Raw genomic sequence first — 16,671 nt, 5'->3', positions numbered from 1 at the left:
TTCTTTTTCAGGCGAGGGCTTCGGTGGGGGTCAGCCGGGCCGCGCGCATCGCGGGATACGCGCCGGCGACCGCACCGACGACCGCCGAGATCGCCACTCCGCCGATCAGGGCTTCTGGCGGCAGGACCGCCGGCCAGTGCTGGCTGAGCGCGTAGATCGCGGTGACACCGATCCCGAGCACCACCCCGACCAGGCCGCCGAGACCCGACAGCAGGACGGACTCGGCCAGGAACTGGCCACGGATCTGTCTGCGGGTCGCGCCCAACGCCCGGCGCAGCCCGATCTCCCTGCGTCGCTCCAGCACCGAGATGACCATGGTGTTGGCCACGCCGACGCCGCCGACCAGCAGCGCCACCCCGCCGAGCGCCAGGAACAACGCGCTGTAGGACTGTTCGGCCATGCGTTGCGCCTTCAGTGCCTCCGACGGCAGGCGGACATCGACCTCGTTCGGCTGCTCCGGGTTGGCCGTGGCCGCGAGGACACTTCGGACGCTCTCGACCTTGGTGTCCTTCGCCCGCACGTACACGGTTCCCGGGTTGCCGGCAAAGCCCAGCCGGTCCTTGGCCGCCTGCCAGCCGACCAGCACGGACCGTTCGATCTCCGGTGCCAGCGGCATGGCGTCGAGGATCCCCACCACGGTGAACCACTGGCCGCCGATCCAGACCTGGGTGGGCCGCGCCGGGTCCAGTTGGGAGATGCCCAGCCGGGTCGCGGCGACCGAGCCGAGCACGACCGTCGGGTACCGCGACGTCACCTGGTCCAGCCACTTTCCACTGTGGATGGTCGCGTTCAGCACCCCGAGCAGGTCCGGTTCGGCCGCGAACACCGCCAGGCCGGACGTCTCGGTGGCGTCGACCTTGTCGTTGCGGCGGACCGTCGCGCCGGTCTTGCCGGTCGCCGCGGCCCCGGTGACCGGCCCGATCCGTTTGATCATCGGCACCGCGGACGTCGGCAGGGTGGCGTTGTCGCCGCCGAACGTCATGCCGGGCGCGATGGTCAGCAGGTTGGGGCCGAGCGCGGCCAGCTTGTCCGACAACGCCTTGCTGCTCGACGCCGGGATGCTCACCACGGCGATCATCGCGGCGATGCCGATCGCGATCCCCAACGCCGACAACACCGCCCGCAACGGCCGGGTGCGCATTCCGTGCGCCCCCAACCGAAGCATGTCGCCTGACCCCAGCCGGTACGGCGACGGCAGCGGCTGCGCTTCCGGCGGTTTGTCCATCAGCGCCGTCATGCCGCCACTCCGGTGTCGAGGCGCAGCAGGCCGTCCCGCATTTCGATCCGCCGCGGCACGGACGCCGCGATGTCGTGGTCGTGCGTGATGATCACGACCGTCGTCCCGACCGCGTTCAACTCGCCCAAGAGCCGCAAGATCCCCGCGCCGGTGGTGGAGTCCAGGTTCCCGGTCGGCTCGTCGGCCAGCAGGATCGCCGGCCGGTTCACCACCGCCCGTGCGATCGCCACCCGTTGCCGTTCCCCGCCGGACAGCTCCGACGGCAGGTGCCACGCACGGGCCCCGAGGCCGACCTGCTCCAGTGCGTCGAGCGCGACCTGCTTTCGACGTCGCACGGAAACTCCCGCGTACAGCAGACCAGTAGCAACATTTTCTACGGCTGAAAGTCCCTCCGACAGAAAGAACTGCTGGAACACGAACCCGATCCACCGCGACCGCAGCGCCGACAGCCGACGGTCGGTCAACCGGGCCACGTCATGCCCGCGGACCTCGACCACACCGGACGACGGCTTGTCCAAAGTGCCCATCAGATGCAGCAAAGTGGACTTTCCGGACCCCGAAGGCCCCACGATGGCGAGCAGTTCCCCGTGCGCGACCGAGATCGACACGTCCCGCAGGGCCCGCACCCCGCCCGGATACGTCTTGCCGACCTGCCGGACGGCCAGAACCGGGGTCACGACGTCGTCACCACCCGCATGCCCTCCCGGATGTCCGGGCCGCTGATCTCCACCTTGCCGTCGGAGAACAGGCCGGGGGTCACCGGAACCAGCTTGTGGGTGTCCGCCAACTCGACCGCGTACCCGCCCTCGGCCAACGCGAGCAGGGCGCCGACCGGCACGGCCAGCACGTTCGAGTGGCTCGCCGCGGTGAACTTCACGTCCACCGACGTCGAGTCCGCCGCGGTGATCGCGTTCGGGTCGTCCAGCGCGATGGACACGTTGAACTTGGAGTCGCTTGACTGGCCCGGCATCGGGTTGCTGTCCGGCGGGACCTCGGTGATCTTCGAGATCGTACCGGTGGTCGACTTCCCGCCCGCGGTCAGCGACACCTTGGCGCCGATCTGCGCCAGGTCGCGCTGGTCCTGCTTGATCTGCACGGTCACGGCCCGGTTCACCCCGGTGTACTTCAGCACGTCGCCCGCGCCCGGCCCGCCGAGCGTCCCGGTCACCGAGCTGACCTTGAACGAACCGGTGGTGACCACCACGTCACCCATGTTGACCGTGCCAGTCTCCGCCAGCCCCAACGACTTCTGCCACTTCTTGATCGCGGTCGCGGTGCTGTCGGTGAACTTCTCGTCCGGTGTACCGAACCCGCCGAACCCCAACGCCTTCAGGTTCTCCTCGATCACCTTGACGTCCGGCCCCTTGTCGACCCCGGGGCCGACCGGCCGGTACAGCGGGATGTCGCCGTAGAACAGCGGAACCGGCTTCGCGTCCACTTTGTACACGACACCGCCGCGCTCGATCACCGCGCCGGCCGTCGGCAGCCACGTGACCGTGCCCTGCTTGTGGCCGGGCAACGCGGTCTCCGTGCCGTAGCCCATCTTTCCGGTGACGGTCCGCCGGTCGGCCAGGTCGGTCTTGACGATCGCGGTGGTGTCGGCGGGCGCGGGCCCTTGTGGCGTGGCGTTGGCGGGTCCCGCGCCCACCCTCGTCAGCACCACCGCGGTACCGACGCCGAGGGCGACGACGACAGCCGTGCCCGTGATCATCCACCTGGTCCGCCTGCGGCGATGCAGCCGGCGTGGTCCCTCGTCGGTCACTTGCCACCGCCGGACGCGGCGCCCGCGCCATCGGCGGACTCCATCTTGACCCCCAGGCCGCAGTCCTTCATGGCCTTGTCCATCTTGTCCTTGTCCTTGTCCCCGTCGCCGCCGATGGTGATCATCCCGGGGTTGTTCGGGTCCGGATCGGGCATGTCGATGCCGTGTTCCCGCATGCACTTCGCGGTCTTGCGCATCTTGTCCAGGTCCTCGGGGCTCAACGGCTTGGGCTTGCCGCCGTTGGGCAGCAGGCTCTTGCACGCCTCGTCGGCCGCCTTCATCTTGTCCATCTCGCCCGGGGCACCGGCGGCTTTGGCCTGCACATGGCCCTGTCCGTCCGGCTCGGGCATGTCGATCCCGTGTTCCCGCATGCACTTGGTGAACGCGCGCATCTTGTCCTCGTCCGACCCCTGGTCGGACGCCCCCTGCGCGGAGTCGGACGGCTTGCCGCCGCCGTTCAACGACGCCACGCCGTTGTCGTCCCCGCCGGCCTTGCCACACGCCGTGGTCAGGGCCACGGTCGCCACCGCGATCAGCATCAGCCGTCGCATCTGTCCTCCTTGGTCGGGGCCTCTGGTCGGACCTGGACCCCCGACGGCCCAGGCCCGCGGCGTCAGTTCTAGGGACCGGACGATTCGGGCCCGCTAAGCGAAAGCGCTTATCTCGCGCTTATCCGCTGATGAGGGACACTGGCGGTATGCGGGTACTCGTGGTGGAGGACGAACAGCTGCTCGCCGACACCCTTGCCGAGGGCCTGCGCAGGCTGTCCATGGCCGTGGACGTCTGCTACGACGGTGACGCGGCGTTGCACCGCGTCGGCGTGAACGGCTACGACGTCGTCGTCCTCGACCGCGACCTGCCGAAAGTGCACGGCGACGACGTGTGCCGGGCGGTGATCGACGCGGGCGGCGAGGCCAGGGTGCTGATGCTGACCGCCTCCGGCGAGGTCACCGACCGGGTCGCCGGCCTGCGGCTCGGCGCGGACGACTACCTGACCAAGCCGTTCGCGTTCGACGAGCTGGTGGCCAGGGTGCAGGCGCTGGGCCGGCGGTCCCGGCCGGCGCTGCCGCCGGTCCTGTGCCGCTCCGGCGTGGTCCTCGACCTGCCCCGCCACCAGGCGTCCCGGGACGGCCGGCACCTGGCGCTGTCGCCCAAGGAGTTCGCCGTCCTCGAGGTCCTGATGCGGGCGGAGGGCGCTGTGGTCAGCGCGGAGGAGCTGTTGGAGAAGGCATGGGACGAACACGCGGATCCGTTCACCAACGCGGTGCGGGTGGCGGTCATGACGCTGCGGCGCAAACTTGGCGACCCGCCGCTGGTCACCACCCTGCCGGGCGCCGGGTACCAGCTCCGATGATGCGCTGGTCCGCCCGTGGCCGGCTGACGGCCATGTACGGCGGCATGTTCGTCGCCATCGGCCTGGTCCTGCTGCTGGTCAACTACCTGCTGGTGCTGGGGATGCTGCCGTCGACGACCGCGGTCGCGGCACAACGGGTCGACTCGGATCTGATGCCGACGACGCCGATCCCCGGGAAGCAGGTGATCATCACCAAGCTCGACGACTACCGCACCTCCACGGTGTCCACGATCGTGTGGACGTCGTTGGTGGCCCTGATCATCGCGGGGGTGATCGCGACCGTGGCGGCGTGGTACATGGCCGGCCGGGTGCTGCGGCCGGTGCACTCGATCACGGCCACCGCGCGCCGGCTGGGCGCGGAGAACCTCAACCGCCGGATCAACATGGACGGTCCGGACGACGAACTCAAAGAACTGGCCAACACGTTCGACACCATGCTGGACCGGCTGGCCACCGCGTTCGACAGCCAGACCAGGTTCGTCGCGAACGCCTCGCACGAGCTGCGCACCCCGCTCGCGGTCCAGCGCACGCTGGTCGAGGTCGCCATGGCCGACCCGGCGGCCACGCCGGAGCTGCGCCGGCTCGGCCAGCACCTGCTGCTCACCAACGAACGCAGCGAACGCCTGATCGAGGGCCTGCTCGTGCTCGCCCGCAGCGACCGCGGCCTGCCCGGCCGGGTCCTGGTGGAGCTGGACAAGCTCGTCGAAACCGTCCTGGTCGGGTGCATCGGCCTGGCCGACGAGCACAACGTGACGGTCACCAAGGTGATCAAGCCGCGGACCGTGGCCGGCGATCCGGTCCTGCTGGAACGCCTGGTCACGAACCTGATGCACAACGCGATCCGCTACAACCGGCCAGGTGGGTCGGTGTCCGTGTCAGTGGGCGGGTCACCCGCGTTGCGGGTGGTGAACACCGGGCCGGTGGTGCCGACGGCGGAGCTGGCCGGGTTGTTCGAGCCCTTCCGGCGGCTGGAGCGGACCGCCACCGGCGGCGGCTCCGGGCTGGGGCTGTCGATCGTGCGGTCCGTGGTCAAGGCCCACGACGGATCCATCGCGGCCGGGGCGCCACGGGCCGGTGGCCTGGACATCCGGGTGGACCTACCGCTGGCGTACACGGCCGTGACACCCAGCAGGATGATCCCGGCGAGCACGTAGGCGTCGCTGGTCAACTGCTGGACCGGGCCGGCGTCCCAGCCGCCCTTCTCGTACCGCCAGACCGGCGTGACGACCGCGACCGCCAGCGCGAACAGCACCGAAAGCCCGATCACGACCCGCCGCTCGGTGACCGCGATCCAACCGAGCACGACCAGGATCGGCACGAGCCACACCCAGTGGTGAATCCACGAAACCGGCGACACCAGCAGCCCGCACAACGCCGTTACGGCCAACGCCAACGGCAACCGCACGCGCGGCACGACGTACACAGTCAGCGCGACGACGACGACCGCGGGGGCCACCCACCACGTCTCGTGTGCCAACCGGGCGAACGCGCCGCGCAACGACTGGTTGGCCACGAAGAAGGGCGGTCCGATCCGGTCCCCGACGAACACCAGCTTCGTCCAGTACTGGACCGACGGGCCCGGCAGTAGCACAAAAGCCAGTGCGGTCGCCGCGAGAAAGCTCACACCGGACCACATCGCGGCCCGATAGTCCTTGCGCAGCAAGAAGAACAGGACGAACACCGCCGGGGTGAGCTTGATCGCCGCGGCCAGGCCGACGAGCACTCCGCGTGGCCATCGAGGCCGGCGGGCCAGGCAGTCCACCGCGACCAACGCCATCAACACCATGTTGATCTGCCCGTAACCGAGCGTGGACCGCACCGGGTCCGTCGCCGCCGCCAGCACCTGCACACCGATGGCGACGAACGCCGGGACCACAAGCCCTTTCTCGCGACCACGCAACGCGACCACGAACGCGAACACCACGGCGAACAACAGGATCACCGAGATCGCCGTCAGCACGAGGAAACCCGCGCGGGCCGGCACCAACGCGGTGGGAACGAACGCCAGCACGGCGAAAGGCGGGTACGTGAACGGCAGCACGAAGCCACGGCTGGTGGGTGGCAATCCGCCATACGGGTCGTCCCCGTGCAGCCATGCGGCGGTGCCGAGCCGGTAGACCTCGAAATCCAGGCCGTCCAACACCTTCACGCCGAGGATCAGCGCGACCGCGGCCAGCTCCGCGACCACGACCAGAACCCATGTCCGTTTGTCCAGCAACCTTTTGCCGTTCATGTCGTCCAACAAGGTACTCAATTCAGGAGTGCGCATTGGCTGGAATTGCGGGAAGATCAAAGGTGGATCTCGCTGAGGCGCGGCGCGCCTCCCTCGTCAAGGAGGCGCGCCGTAATAACGTCACAAAGTCAGCGAGGTGAAGTCATCGGGAGGCTAGCGGTGCGCGCGCTCAGGGTGGTGGGACTAGGGGAGGACGGCACGACCGTCATCCTCGAGGACCCGATCCGTGGCGAGCGTTTCCAACTGCCGGCGGACGAGCGGCTGCGCGCGGCCGCCCGTGGCGACGTCACCAGACTCGGCCAGATCGAAATCGAGCTGGAGAGCCAGATGCGCCCACGTGAGATCCAAGCCCGCATCCGTGCGGGAGAGTCCGTCGAGCAGGTCACGGCCGCCTCCGGGCTGCCCGCCGACAAGGTCGACCGGTTCGCGTACCCGGTGCTGCTCGAACGGTCCCGCACCGCGGACCTGGCCCAGCGCGCCCACCCGGTCCGCGAGGACGGGCCGGACGTGCAGACCCTCGGCGAAGTGGTGGCGCACTCCTTCGGCCTGCGCGGCCAGGAGTACACCGAAGCGGCCTGGGACTCGTGGAAAGGCGAGGACGGCAAGTGGGTGGTGCAGCTGCGCTGGACCGCCGGCCGGTCGGACAACCACGCCCACTGGAACTTCCACCCGGGCGCGCACGGCGGCACCATCACGCCGTTGGACGACCACGCGCACGAACTGCTCGACCCGAACCCGAACAGGTCCCTGCGGACGGTCCGGCCGGTGACCGAGCTGGCCAGGCAAGCGCTTGCGGTGGAGGCGCCGCCGCGGCAACCCCAGGCCGAGCCGACCCAGCCGATGCCACCCGGGCAGCCGGCCCAGCGGCAGCCGGAGCCCGTGCAACGGCAGCCGGAACCTGTCCACAGGCCGGCCGAGCCTGTGTATCGCCAGCCCGAGCCGGGCCACAACCAGCCAGAACCCGCGCAACGCCAGCCGGAACCCATCCACAAGCAGGCCGAGCCGGTGCACCAGCCGGAGCCCGCCCGTCGGCAACCGGAGCCGGTGCACCGCCAGCCCGAGCCTGCGCAACGCCCGGCCGAGCCCGCCGCGCGTCGGCAGCAGGAACCGGCCCACCAGCCGGAGCCGGTGTACGCGCAGCCGGAGCCGCCGGTCTACGCGCCACCGGAGCCCGAAGCGGCGCCGGTGCCGGCCGCGCTGGCGGAACCGCCCGTCGCACCGGAGCCGGTCCAGGAGCCGGCCGCGGTGACCGAGCCGGTGCAGGAACAGCTGGTGGACCCGGTCGCCGAGGAGAAGAAGCCGGCCGAGAAACCCGCCCCGGCCCGCCGGGGCAAGGGCAAGAAGAACCACCCGATCGTGCCCTCCTGGGAGGACGTGCTGCTCGGCGTCCGCTCCAACCGAGGCTAGGACGTCAGGCCCCTCGACGAGAGGCCTGGCGTCAACCCCTCACCCGAAAGGGCGGAACCCAGGTGGACCGGTCATTCGGGTTGGGTACCACCCGCACGGCCGCGGCGTAGGACCGCAGTGTCGCCGACTTCGAGTCGTCGTCCGTCGCGTAGGCCGTCAACTCCGGTGATGTGTCGACGGGGACCACGACGGGGTGCCCCTCGACCTGGTCGTTCGCCGGGGCGATGCCCACAGTCAGGGACGGCTGGAAGGCCATGACGGCGTACGGGTCGTGGTAGTCGTAGGACACGCCGACCAGGTCCTTGTTCAGCGTGGCCGGCAGCGAGAACGGCAAAGTGACGGGCTTGTGCAGGTCTGGGCGCACACTCTCGGCGACGCGGGCCAGCCTGTCCTTGAGGTCGCCGCCGGCGCCGGCGACGCTGATCGTCGCCCATGCCCCCGGCGTCCATTCCCAGGCGTAGTCACCGCTCCCTTTGGCTGCGGCGGGTGGGTAGACCGTGACAGTGGCCGTAGGCCCGTCGCCGGCCGCCCACACCAACTCGATCACCTGCTTGTCCCTGCCGGTTCGATAGGTGCGCGGCGTGAACCCGCCGGCCGAGCCCACGGTCACCACCTGTTCCAGCGGGTCGAAGTAGTCTCCCGGCCCTGCGGGGAGCACGTCGCCGTGCGGCCAGCCGGCCACCAGCACGGTCGGTGCCGCGACCGCGACCACCACCGCGACCACTCCGGCCACGACCCGGCTCCGCTGCCGCCGCCTGCCCACCTTGCGGGCATGGGCGATGTCGACGCTGGACCGCGCGGTCGGTTCCACGTCACGCAGCGGTGCCAGGAGCGTGGTGCCTTCCTCGTCGAAGTGGTCCATCCTCGTCACCTCCCGCCCAACAGGCTCAATGTGTGCTCGCCCAGTTGTTTCCGCAGTGCCGCGAGGCCGTGCGCGGTCTGTGCCTTCACGTTGCCGACCGAACAGCCAAGTACGCCCGCGACCTCGGCGACCGGCATGTCATAGAGGAACCGGAGGACCAGCACGGCCCGTTGCTTCGGGGTCACCCGGGCGAGTGCCGCGTGCAGGACCTGCGTCGTCTCCACGTCCAGGCCTGGGGGTGCCGCGCGGTCGGGGAGTTCGTCCGCCAGCCGGACCTTCGACCACCAGCCGGTCCGCTGCTCGTTGAGGAACGTGCGGACCACGATCGTCCGCACGTAGGCGTCGATGTTCGCCGCGGTCCTGGCCTTCCGCCAATGGACGTACAGCCTGGTTATCGCGGTCTGGACGATGTCGTCGGCACGGTGTTCGTCGCCGCAGAGCAGAAACGCGATCCGGCGCAGCTTGGGCAGCCGTGCCGACACGTATTCGGTGTACTGCTGCTCGTCCGTTGCCCGCACGCTCCACCCCCTCGCTCCGTGGACACCGCCTACGAGCCGATGGGTTGTGTGACCTCCGGCACAGTCCAAAGCCAGACGCCGCCAACATAACGACCGTCGCCGAACAGCGCGTCGCACGTCTGCCGCAAGGCGTCCTGCCGGTCGTGCGGGGCGAGCACGACCGCACCCGCGTGCCAATACTGCAGGTCACGCTGGGCCTGGGCGCGTTCGTCCTCCCCGATCGGGGGCACGATGCCGGTCCGCGCGACGTTGTCGATCAGTGTGGAGGTCGGCCGGGGCACGGCTCCGTAGGTGCCCTTCCCCTTCTTGTCCGGGCCGGTGAAGTAGCCCTCGGCCAGCGGGAACCCGAGGCCGGTCCGGGCCTGCCAGTACAGCGGCAGCGAGTAGCCGGTGCTGGCCAGCGGGACGAAGACCACCGACCGGTCCTTGCCGACGTAGTCCTGCCAGACGCCGTTCGCGAAGAACGCCGGGGTCGGCTGGCGTTTCACCACTTCCAGGGGCACCGGGGTGATCGGCACCAGCACCGCGAGCAACGCGCCCACCCACAGCAGGCGCAACGGGGTGTGGGTGGCGTGCGCGGCAAGGGTCAGTATCCGCTCGGTGGCCAACGCCAGCAGAATCCCGATGGCCGGGACGCACGCCATGGTGAGTCGCGAGCCGATCGCCGAGTCGTAGATGGGCAACTCGTGCACGAACTGCCACGGCAACGGGATCTCGGTGTCCACGCGGTTGATGACGAGGGTCCCGCCGAGCGACAGCAGGGCCATGGCGGCGCACGTGATCATCAGCGCCCGGACGTTCGCCACCTTCCACAGCCAAACCGTCAGCACGACGACCAGGATCACCAGCGGGTAGCCGAAGAACGCGTTCTCCTCGGTCGGGTTGACCGCGAGCCGCTGCGCCGTGGGATCACCGGCGATCGAGGCACTGGCGAACCCGGTGATGGCGGCCAGGTCGTTGCCGGCTGGGCCGTGGAACATCCCGGAGTAGCTCTGCGGGCCGAAGAACTGGGTCCAGAGCGGATACGCCAACAGCGGGACGGCGGTCAGCGCGGCGATGCCCAAGCCGGTGAGCAGTGACCGGTTCCACACCGACGGCCGCGCGATGCCGAAAATGAGCAACGCGGTCGCCGCCATCAGCAACGGCTCCTCGCCGAGGAACACCTGATAGGTCAGCAGCAGCCCGAGGATGATGCCGTTCCGGATCGCGTTCTGCCCGCGGACCAGCTTGATCAACTGGCCGACGATGAACGGCAGCACGAACAGCGCGACGTAGTTGGGGTGTGCGTTGGCGTGCGAGATCATCGGCGGCGCGAACGCGGCGAAGGCGCCGCCGACCGCCGCGCCCGGCCGGGAGCCGGTGATGTGCCGGGAGATGACCCAGTACCAGCCGGCCGCACTGCCGGCGACACTCAGGGTGAGGGCGAGCGTCCAAGTGACGGTCGTCCCGAACAGCCACGTGACGGGCGCCAAGGGGATGCCGAGGCCCAGCACGGACGTGTTCGCCATCAGGTTCACGCCGGCCGGGTAGTTCTGCATCGTGCTGACCAGGGTGCCCGGGTTGTGCGCGGCGACCGCGAAGTACCACTCGAACAGGTTCTGGTCCTGCATGCTGTTGAGCAGGTAGCCGTGGTCCAGGTCCGTCCACATGCGACCGAACAGCAGGATGGCGGCCAGCAGGTAGCCCCCGAACACCGCCGCGTCCACGGCCGTCAGCCGGGTGCGGCGGGCCACCTCCTGCTGGCCGAGATCCGTCACACGTATAGAGACACATGAGAGGTTCGTCAGGTTGCGTAGTTGACCTCCAGTGCGGTTCAGGTCGCACCATCGGGCGGAAATTCGAGTGCGTCGGAGTTCGTGGATCTCTAACGTCGAGGGACCGCGCGGACCAGAGGGGGGTAGAAGTATGGCCGCACACAAGTCGGCCTTCAGATCGATCGCACGTCTTGGTCCCTACCTCAGACCCGTCCGCGGATACCTGGCCTTCGCCGTCGTCGGCACGTTCTGCGCGATGGCGTGCGGCCTGGTCATCCCGCTGCTGATCCAGCGGATCCTGGACGGCCCGGTGGCCCGGCACGACACCGCCGGCCTGGTGTGGCCGATCGTCGGGGTGGCCATGCTCGGCCTCGGCGAGGCCGGGTTCTTCTACCTGCGGCGCAAGGTCCTGGCCAAGCCGACCACCAGGACCGAGGCGACCATGCGCGCCGACCTCTACCACCACCTGCAACGCCTGCCGATGGCGTTCCACGACCGGTGGCAGTCCGGCCAGCTGCTGTCCCGGGCGATCTCCGACCTGTCCACCATCCGCCGGTTCATGGCGTTCGTCGGCGTGTTCCTGATCGTGAACTCGCTGATCCTGTTGGCCGGGCTGGTCGTGCTGTTCAGCCTCGACTTCATGCTCGGCCTGGTGGTGCTCCTCGGCGCGGTGCCGCTGGTCGCGATCTCCACGGTGTTCGAGCGCAAGTACAAGGTGGTCGCCCGGCTCGCCCAGGACCAGCAGGGCGACCTGGCCACCACGGTCGAGGAGTCGGTGCTCGGCATCCGGGTGCTCAAGGCGTTCGGCCGCGGCCCGCACCTGGCCGGGAAGTTCCTCCGCCAGGCCCGTGACCTGCGCGGCACCGAGATGCGCAAGGTCCGGATCATCTCGATCATCTGGGCCGCGATCGTGCTGCTGCCCGAGGTCGGCATCGCCGGCCAGCTCGTGGTCGGCGCGATCGGGGTCACCCAGCACACGATGACGTTCGGCACGCTGGTCGCGGCCATCACGGTGGCGAACTACCTGCGGTGGCCGACCGACTCGATCGGCTGGCTGCTGGCCGAGACCGACCAGACCGCGTCCGCGTGCGACCGGTTCTTCGAGGTCATGGACTCGCCCAGGACGATCACCGACCCGGCGAACCCCCGGCCGCCGGCCGAACCGGCCCGGGGCCGGCTCAGGTTCGAGAACGTCCGGTTCCGGCACTCACCGACCTCGTCCGAGGTGATCCGCGGCGTCGACTTGGACGTCCAGCCGGGTGAGACGGTCGCGCTCGTCGGCGCCACCGGCAGCGGCAAGACCACACTGACCGCCCTGGTGCCGCGGCTGGCCGACCCGACCGGCGGCCGGATCACCATCGACGGCGTGGACATCACCGAGATGTCCCTGGCCGACCTGCGCGGCCTGGTGTCCACCGCCTTCGAGGACGCGGTGCTGTTCTCCGCCAGCGTGCGGGAGAACGTCGCGCTCGGCATGCCGGACGCCACGGACGGCCAGGTCCGCGAGGCCCTCCAGGTCGCACAGGCCGAGGAGTTCGTGAACCGGTTACCGTGGGGGCTGGACACGCGGATCGGTGAGCAGGGCCTGTCGCTGTCCGGCGGCCAGCGGCAGCGCCTGGCGCTGGCGCGGGCGATCGCCGGGCGCCCCAGGGTGCTCGTGCTGGACGACCCGTTGTCCGCCTTGGACGTGCACACCGAGGCCGAGGTCGAGCGGGCCCTGCGCGAGGTGCTGGCCGGGGTGACCGCGCTGGTCGTCGCGCACCGGCCGAGCACGGTCCAGCTCGCCGACCGGGTGGCGATGCTCGCCGGCGGCCGGATCGTCGCCGTCGGCACCCACTCGGACCTGCTCGCGAACAACCCAGGCTACCGAACCCTGCTGTCCACTTTGGACGCTCCCGAGGAGGTGCGGGCGTGAGCGACGAAGAGTCGTGGCGCGGCGTCGCGGCCGAGGACACCGACGAACTCGACAGCCAGGTCAGAGTGCGCCTCCAGGCGCGGTCCAGGCGACTGCTGGGGTCACTGCTGCGGCCACACCTCTGGCGGTGCCTGTTCGCGGTGGCCATCGTGGTCGCGCAGAACGCCGCCGCCCTGGTCGGCCCGCTGCTCATCGCGATCGCGATCGACGACGGCATCCCGAGCGCGGTCGACGGCCACACCGCGACGCTCGCGTGGTGCGTCGGCGGGTACGTGGTGAGCGCGTTCGCCAACTCCGGGCTGCTGCTGACGTTCCAGCGGCTGTCCACCCGGATCGGCCAGGACGTCCTGCTCGACCTGCGGGAACGGATCTTCCGGCACGCCCAGCGGCTGTCGTTGTCGTTCCACGAGTCGTACACGTCCGGCAAGATCATCTCCCGGCTGACCGCGGACGTCGACACCATCAACGACCTGCTCGACGACGGCCTGAACAAACTGTTCAACGCGGTGCTCACGGTCGGCGGCGTCGGAACCATGATGCTGATCCTGGACGTGCCGCTCGGCCTGCTGGTGATGGCCGGTTTCGTGCCGCTGTTCCTGGTGACCCGCTGGTTCCAGCGGTCGTCACGGCGGACCTACCGCGTCACCCGCGCGGCGATCGCCCGGATCATCGTCCAGTTCGTGGAGACCATGAACGGGATGCGCGCGGTGCAGGCGTTCCGCCGGGAGAGCCGCAACGAGTCCATCATGGACTCACTGAACGGCCGGTACCGCGACGCGGACGCAAAAGCGTATGTCGCGATCGCGACGTACACGGCGTCCGTCCGCGCGATCGGCAACCTGTCGCTGGCCCTGGTGCTCGGCATCGGCGCCTGGCGGGTCACCGGCGGCACCCTGGAGATCGGTGTGCTGACCGCGTTCACCCTGTACCTGCGCCGGTTCTACGACCCACTGGACGACCTCGCGATGGTCACCAACTCGTACGCCTCGGCAAGCGCGGCCCTGGAGAAGATCTCCGGCGTCCTCGAAGAAGCGCCGTCGGTGCCGGACCCGACCACACCGAAGAAGCTGCCCAAGGGCGGCGGGATCGTCTTCGACAACGTCGAGTTCCACTACGGACCGGACACCCCGGTGGTGCTGCCCGCGTTCGACCTGACCATCCCACCCGGCCAGACGGTCGCCCTGGTCGGCGCCACCGGCGCGGGCAAGTCCACAGTCGCCAAACTGGTCGCCCGGTTCTACGATCCCTCAACCGGCGCGGTCCGTCTGTCCGGAGTGGACTTACGGGACGTGACCGACAACGAACTCCGGCAACGAGTGGTCATGGTGACCCAGGAGAACTTCCTCTTCGCCGGCTCGGTCGCGGACAACATCGCACTCGGCCGCCCAGACGCCACCCGAGCCGAGATCGAGTCCGCGGCAGCGGCCGTCGGCGCCCACGAGTTCATCGTGGCCCTCCCCGAAGGCTACGACACGGACGTCCGCAAACGAGGCGGCCGACTCTCCGCCGGCCAACGCCAACTGGTCGCGTTCTCCCGAGCCTTCCTGGCCGACCCCACAGTCCTCGTCCTGGACGAAGCGACGTCCAGTCTGGACGTCCCCGGCGAACGAGCGGTCCAAGCGGCCCTGGAAACAGTCCTGGCCGACCGAACAGCCCTGATCATCGCCCACCGACTGTCCACAGTGCTGATAGCCGACCGAGTCCTGGTGATAGACAACGGCCGAATAGCCGAAGACGGCACACCAGACGAACTGATAGCGGCAGGCAACGGAGAATTCGCAACCCTCCACCAAGCCTGGGTGGACTCACTAGTATAGAAGCATGGCCACGGACGGAGTGGCAGGCCAACCCCAGCGACGGAGGTTCGGTTTTACACGGGGTGGCGGTGGTTTTAAGCTGGCTGCGGCGGCAGGCCCAAAGTCGCCCTAATAACAGGCCTGGAGGATGCGAAACAGAGATCCTTGGCCTGCCGGCGTAGTCGGCTTGCAACCGCCGCAGGGGCCCCCGTGTCAAACCGAACCGGAAGCGAGTGTCAACCAACCGGAAGCAGTCGAACCGAACCGGGATCACCCTCAAAGCAGCACGAAAACCAGTCCAACCCACCCCAAAGCCAACCCAGCGGCAACCCCCAAAGCAACCCAGCGCCAAACGAGAACCCGCCGAGCAAGCCAAACCGAAGGCGCCAACCCAGCCGTGACCACGACGTTCGCACCCACGGCCAACAACGGGTTCGTCTCGTTGAGCGTCACCGCCAACGTGAGCACCGCGGCCAACGTCACAACCGCCATCAGCACAGTGACCGTGAGCCCAGGAACCCACGGCACCGGCTCCGGCGGGCGCGGCTCCTGCGGAATCACCTCGACCGGCGTGACCACGGCGTCCACGACGAGGACTTCACCGGTCAGCGGATCGTGGTAGCGGACCGTGCTGTGCAACGCGGCCGACAGCCGATCGGCCAATTGGCGCCCTCTACGGGACACGACGATCGCGGCGGTCGGGTCGTCGGCCGCTTCCGCACGCAGCATGGCAGCCACCACCTGGGCCCATTCCTGCAGCGCCGTGGACAGTTCGGCGGAGATGGCCAGCCGGAACGGGTCCATCACCTGCTCGTCCGGGCCAACGAGCACCGCCCGCTCACCGGTCACACGCAATTCCACGGGCACAGCTAACCAGCCCCCAGACTGTGGAAGGCGATCGCTCCGGCCGTGGCGACGTTCAGCGAGTCGACTCCCCCTGCCATGGGGATGCGCACAGCGTGGTCGGCGGCCTTGATCGCCTCGTCGGTCAGACCTGGTCCCTCGGACCCGAGCAACACCGCGACCGGGCCGTCCACCCGAACCTCGTTGAGTGCGACGGCATCCGCCCGAGGCGTCAACGCGAGGACCTGAAAACCCTTGTCCCGCAACGACTCCAGCGCTCCCGGCCAGTCGGTGGCGGTGGTGAACGGCACCGCGAGGACGTGGCCCATGGACACCCGGACGCTGCGCCGGTAGAGCGGGTCGCTGCAGCCGGGGCCGAGGACGATCCCGTCGACGCCGAGCGCGGCCGCGTTGCGGAACAACGAACCCAGGTTCTCGTGGTCGCCCACGCCTTCGAGGACCGCGAGCCGGCGTGATCCCGCCGTCAGATCATCCAACGTCCATGGTTTCGCGCGGTCCGCGACGGCCAACACCCCGCGATTCAGATGGAATCCGACGACCTCGGCCATCACTTCGGCGGACGTCACGTACGCCGGCACCGCACTGTCCACTTCGGCGTCCAGCTCGGCGATCCGGCGTTCCACCCCGAGCAGCGCGCGCACCGGGTACGGCGACGCGAGCAGCCGCCGCACGACCACCACACCTTCGGCGATGACCAGGCCCTTTCCCCCGGGCCGGTCCGGCCGCCGGTCGGCCGTGGTGAGGTCGCGGAAGTCGGCCAGTCGGGGGTCGTGAGGGTCCCCCACCCGGGTCACATCCGCCATACAGCGGATCTTGCCACGGCGAGAAATCGCGCCGCCCGGGAAACCCCGGTTCGGACCAACGATATTTCGCACAGCGTTATCCGCGGGTGACTTACTGCACCGATTTGGCCGCTAGCCCGGCGGACAATTGCTGTGTCAACGTTATTTCTCCCGCTGGTGCTGGCCG

Annotated in this window: 14 protein-coding genes and 1 pseudogene; 5 read left to right on the top strand and 10 right to left on the bottom strand. The window is 69.4% G+C overall.

The window, feature by feature from the left end; all coding sequences use genetic code 11:
- Window positions 1-7: 7 nt before the first annotated feature.
- Genes EV192_RS23135 through EV192_RS23120 form a run of 4 tightly spaced genes read right to left on the bottom strand, consistent with a single transcriptional unit; the run spans window position 8 to window position 3,550 of the window.
- A complete protein-coding gene (locus EV192_RS23135) occupies window positions 8-1,237 on the bottom strand; it encodes an ABC transporter permease (protein WP_243727010.1) in 1,230 nt (409 codons plus the stop codon).
- Window positions 1,234-1,914, bottom strand: a complete 681-nt coding sequence (locus EV192_RS23130) for an ABC transporter ATP-binding protein (protein ID WP_132118725.1) — start codon at window positions 1,912-1,914, stop codon at window positions 1,234-1,236. The genes EV192_RS23135 and EV192_RS23130 overlap by 4 nt, the downstream gene beginning before the upstream one ends.
- Window positions 1,911-2,999, bottom strand: coding sequence for a peptidoglycan-binding protein (locus EV192_RS23125; protein WP_243727009.1), 1,089 nt, complete (start codon window positions 2,997-2,999; stop codon window positions 1,911-1,913). The genes EV192_RS23130 and EV192_RS23125 overlap by 4 nt, the downstream gene beginning before the upstream one ends.
- Entirely contained in the window at window positions 2,996-3,550 is a 555-nt protein-coding gene (locus EV192_RS23120) for a hypothetical protein (RefSeq protein WP_132118723.1), read from the bottom strand. The genes EV192_RS23125 and EV192_RS23120 overlap by 4 nt, the downstream gene beginning before the upstream one ends.
- A 146-nt stretch (window positions 3,551-3,696) precedes the next feature.
- Between EV192_RS23120 and EV192_RS23115 the strand changes: the two genes are divergently transcribed.
- Together EV192_RS23115 and EV192_RS23110 are read left to right on the top strand one after the other, a co-directional pair.
- Window positions 3,697-4,353: a response regulator transcription factor gene (locus EV192_RS23115; RefSeq protein WP_132118720.1), complete on the top strand. Its 657-nt coding sequence runs from the start codon at window positions 3,697-3,699 to the stop codon at window positions 4,351-4,353.
- Window positions 4,350-5,507: an ATP-binding protein gene (locus tag EV192_RS23110; RefSeq protein WP_132118718.1), complete on the top strand. Its 1,158-nt coding sequence runs from the start codon at window positions 4,350-4,352 to the stop codon at window positions 5,505-5,507. The genes EV192_RS23115 and EV192_RS23110 overlap by 4 nt, the downstream gene beginning before the upstream one ends.
- A 206-nt stretch (window positions 5,508-5,713) precedes the next feature.
- Here EV192_RS23110 and EV192_RS55945 read toward each other — a convergent pair.
- Window positions 5,714-6,586, bottom strand: a pseudogene (locus EV192_RS55945) (glycosyltransferase 87 family protein); the annotation flags it as partial.
- A 159-nt stretch (window positions 6,587-6,745) separates the two neighbouring features.
- On the opposite strand from EV192_RS55945, the gene sepH reads away from it, so the two are divergent.
- A complete protein-coding gene (gene sepH / locus EV192_RS55940; protein WP_243727008.1) occupies window positions 6,746-7,993 on the top strand; it encodes a septation protein SepH in 1,248 nt (415 codons plus the stop codon).
- Between the two features lie 31 nt (window positions 7,994-8,024).
- Here the strand turns inward: sepH and EV192_RS23095 are convergent, their stop codons facing one another.
- The 3 genes from EV192_RS23095 to EV192_RS23085 are packed head-to-tail and all read right to left on the bottom strand — an operon-like array spanning window position 8,025 to window position 11,130.
- Window positions 8,025-8,855, bottom strand: coding sequence for a hypothetical protein (locus EV192_RS23095; protein WP_132118714.1), 831 nt, complete (start codon window positions 8,853-8,855; stop codon window positions 8,025-8,027).
- 5 nt (window positions 8,856-8,860) lie between these two features.
- The gene (locus EV192_RS23090) at window positions 8,861-9,373 is read right to left on the bottom strand and encodes a SigE family RNA polymerase sigma factor (RefSeq protein WP_132118712.1); all 513 of its coding nucleotides are present in this window, start codon (window positions 9,371-9,373) and stop codon (window positions 8,861-8,863) included.
- A 29-nt stretch (window positions 9,374-9,402) separates the two neighbouring features.
- Window positions 9,403-11,130, bottom strand: coding sequence for a glycosyl transferase (locus tag EV192_RS23085; protein ID WP_132118710.1), 1,728 nt, complete (start codon window positions 11,128-11,130; stop codon window positions 9,403-9,405).
- Between the two features lie 148 nt (window positions 11,131-11,278).
- Here EV192_RS23085 and EV192_RS23080 point away from each other — a divergent pair, with 148 nt between their 5' ends.
- Both EV192_RS23080 and EV192_RS23075 read left to right on the top strand, forming a co-directional pair.
- The gene (locus EV192_RS23080; protein ID WP_132118708.1) at window positions 11,279-13,042 is read left to right on the top strand and encodes an ABC transporter ATP-binding protein; all 1,764 of its coding nucleotides are present in this window, start codon (window positions 11,279-11,281) and stop codon (window positions 13,040-13,042) included.
- Window positions 13,039-14,859: an ABC transporter ATP-binding protein gene (locus EV192_RS23075; RefSeq protein ID WP_132118706.1), complete on the top strand. Its 1,821-nt coding sequence runs from the start codon at window positions 13,039-13,041 to the stop codon at window positions 14,857-14,859. Before EV192_RS23080 ends, EV192_RS23075 begins: the two co-directional genes overlap by 4 nt.
- A gap of 255 nt (window positions 14,860-15,114) precedes the next feature.
- Here the strand turns inward: EV192_RS23075 and EV192_RS23070 are convergent, their stop codons facing one another.
- Together EV192_RS23070 and EV192_RS23065 are read right to left on the bottom strand one after the other, a co-directional pair.
- A complete protein-coding gene (locus tag EV192_RS23070; RefSeq protein WP_132118704.1) occupies window positions 15,115-15,699 on the bottom strand; it encodes a DUF2537 domain-containing protein in 585 nt (194 codons plus the stop codon).
- 8 nt (window positions 15,700-15,707) lie between these two features.
- Window positions 15,708-16,505, bottom strand: a complete 798-nt coding sequence (locus tag EV192_RS23065) for a TrmH family RNA methyltransferase (protein ID WP_132118702.1) — start codon at window positions 16,503-16,505, stop codon at window positions 15,708-15,710.
- Between the last annotated feature and the right edge of the window lie 166 nt (window positions 16,506-16,671).

The organism is Actinocrispum wychmicini (assembly GCF_004345645.1).
GTDB classification, from domain to species: Bacteria; Actinomycetota; Actinomycetes; order Mycobacteriales; family Pseudonocardiaceae; genus Kibdelosporangium; species Kibdelosporangium wychmicini.
Note: the sequence above shows the minus strand (reverse complement) of the source record. Positions and strands in the feature narration are given on the sequence as shown.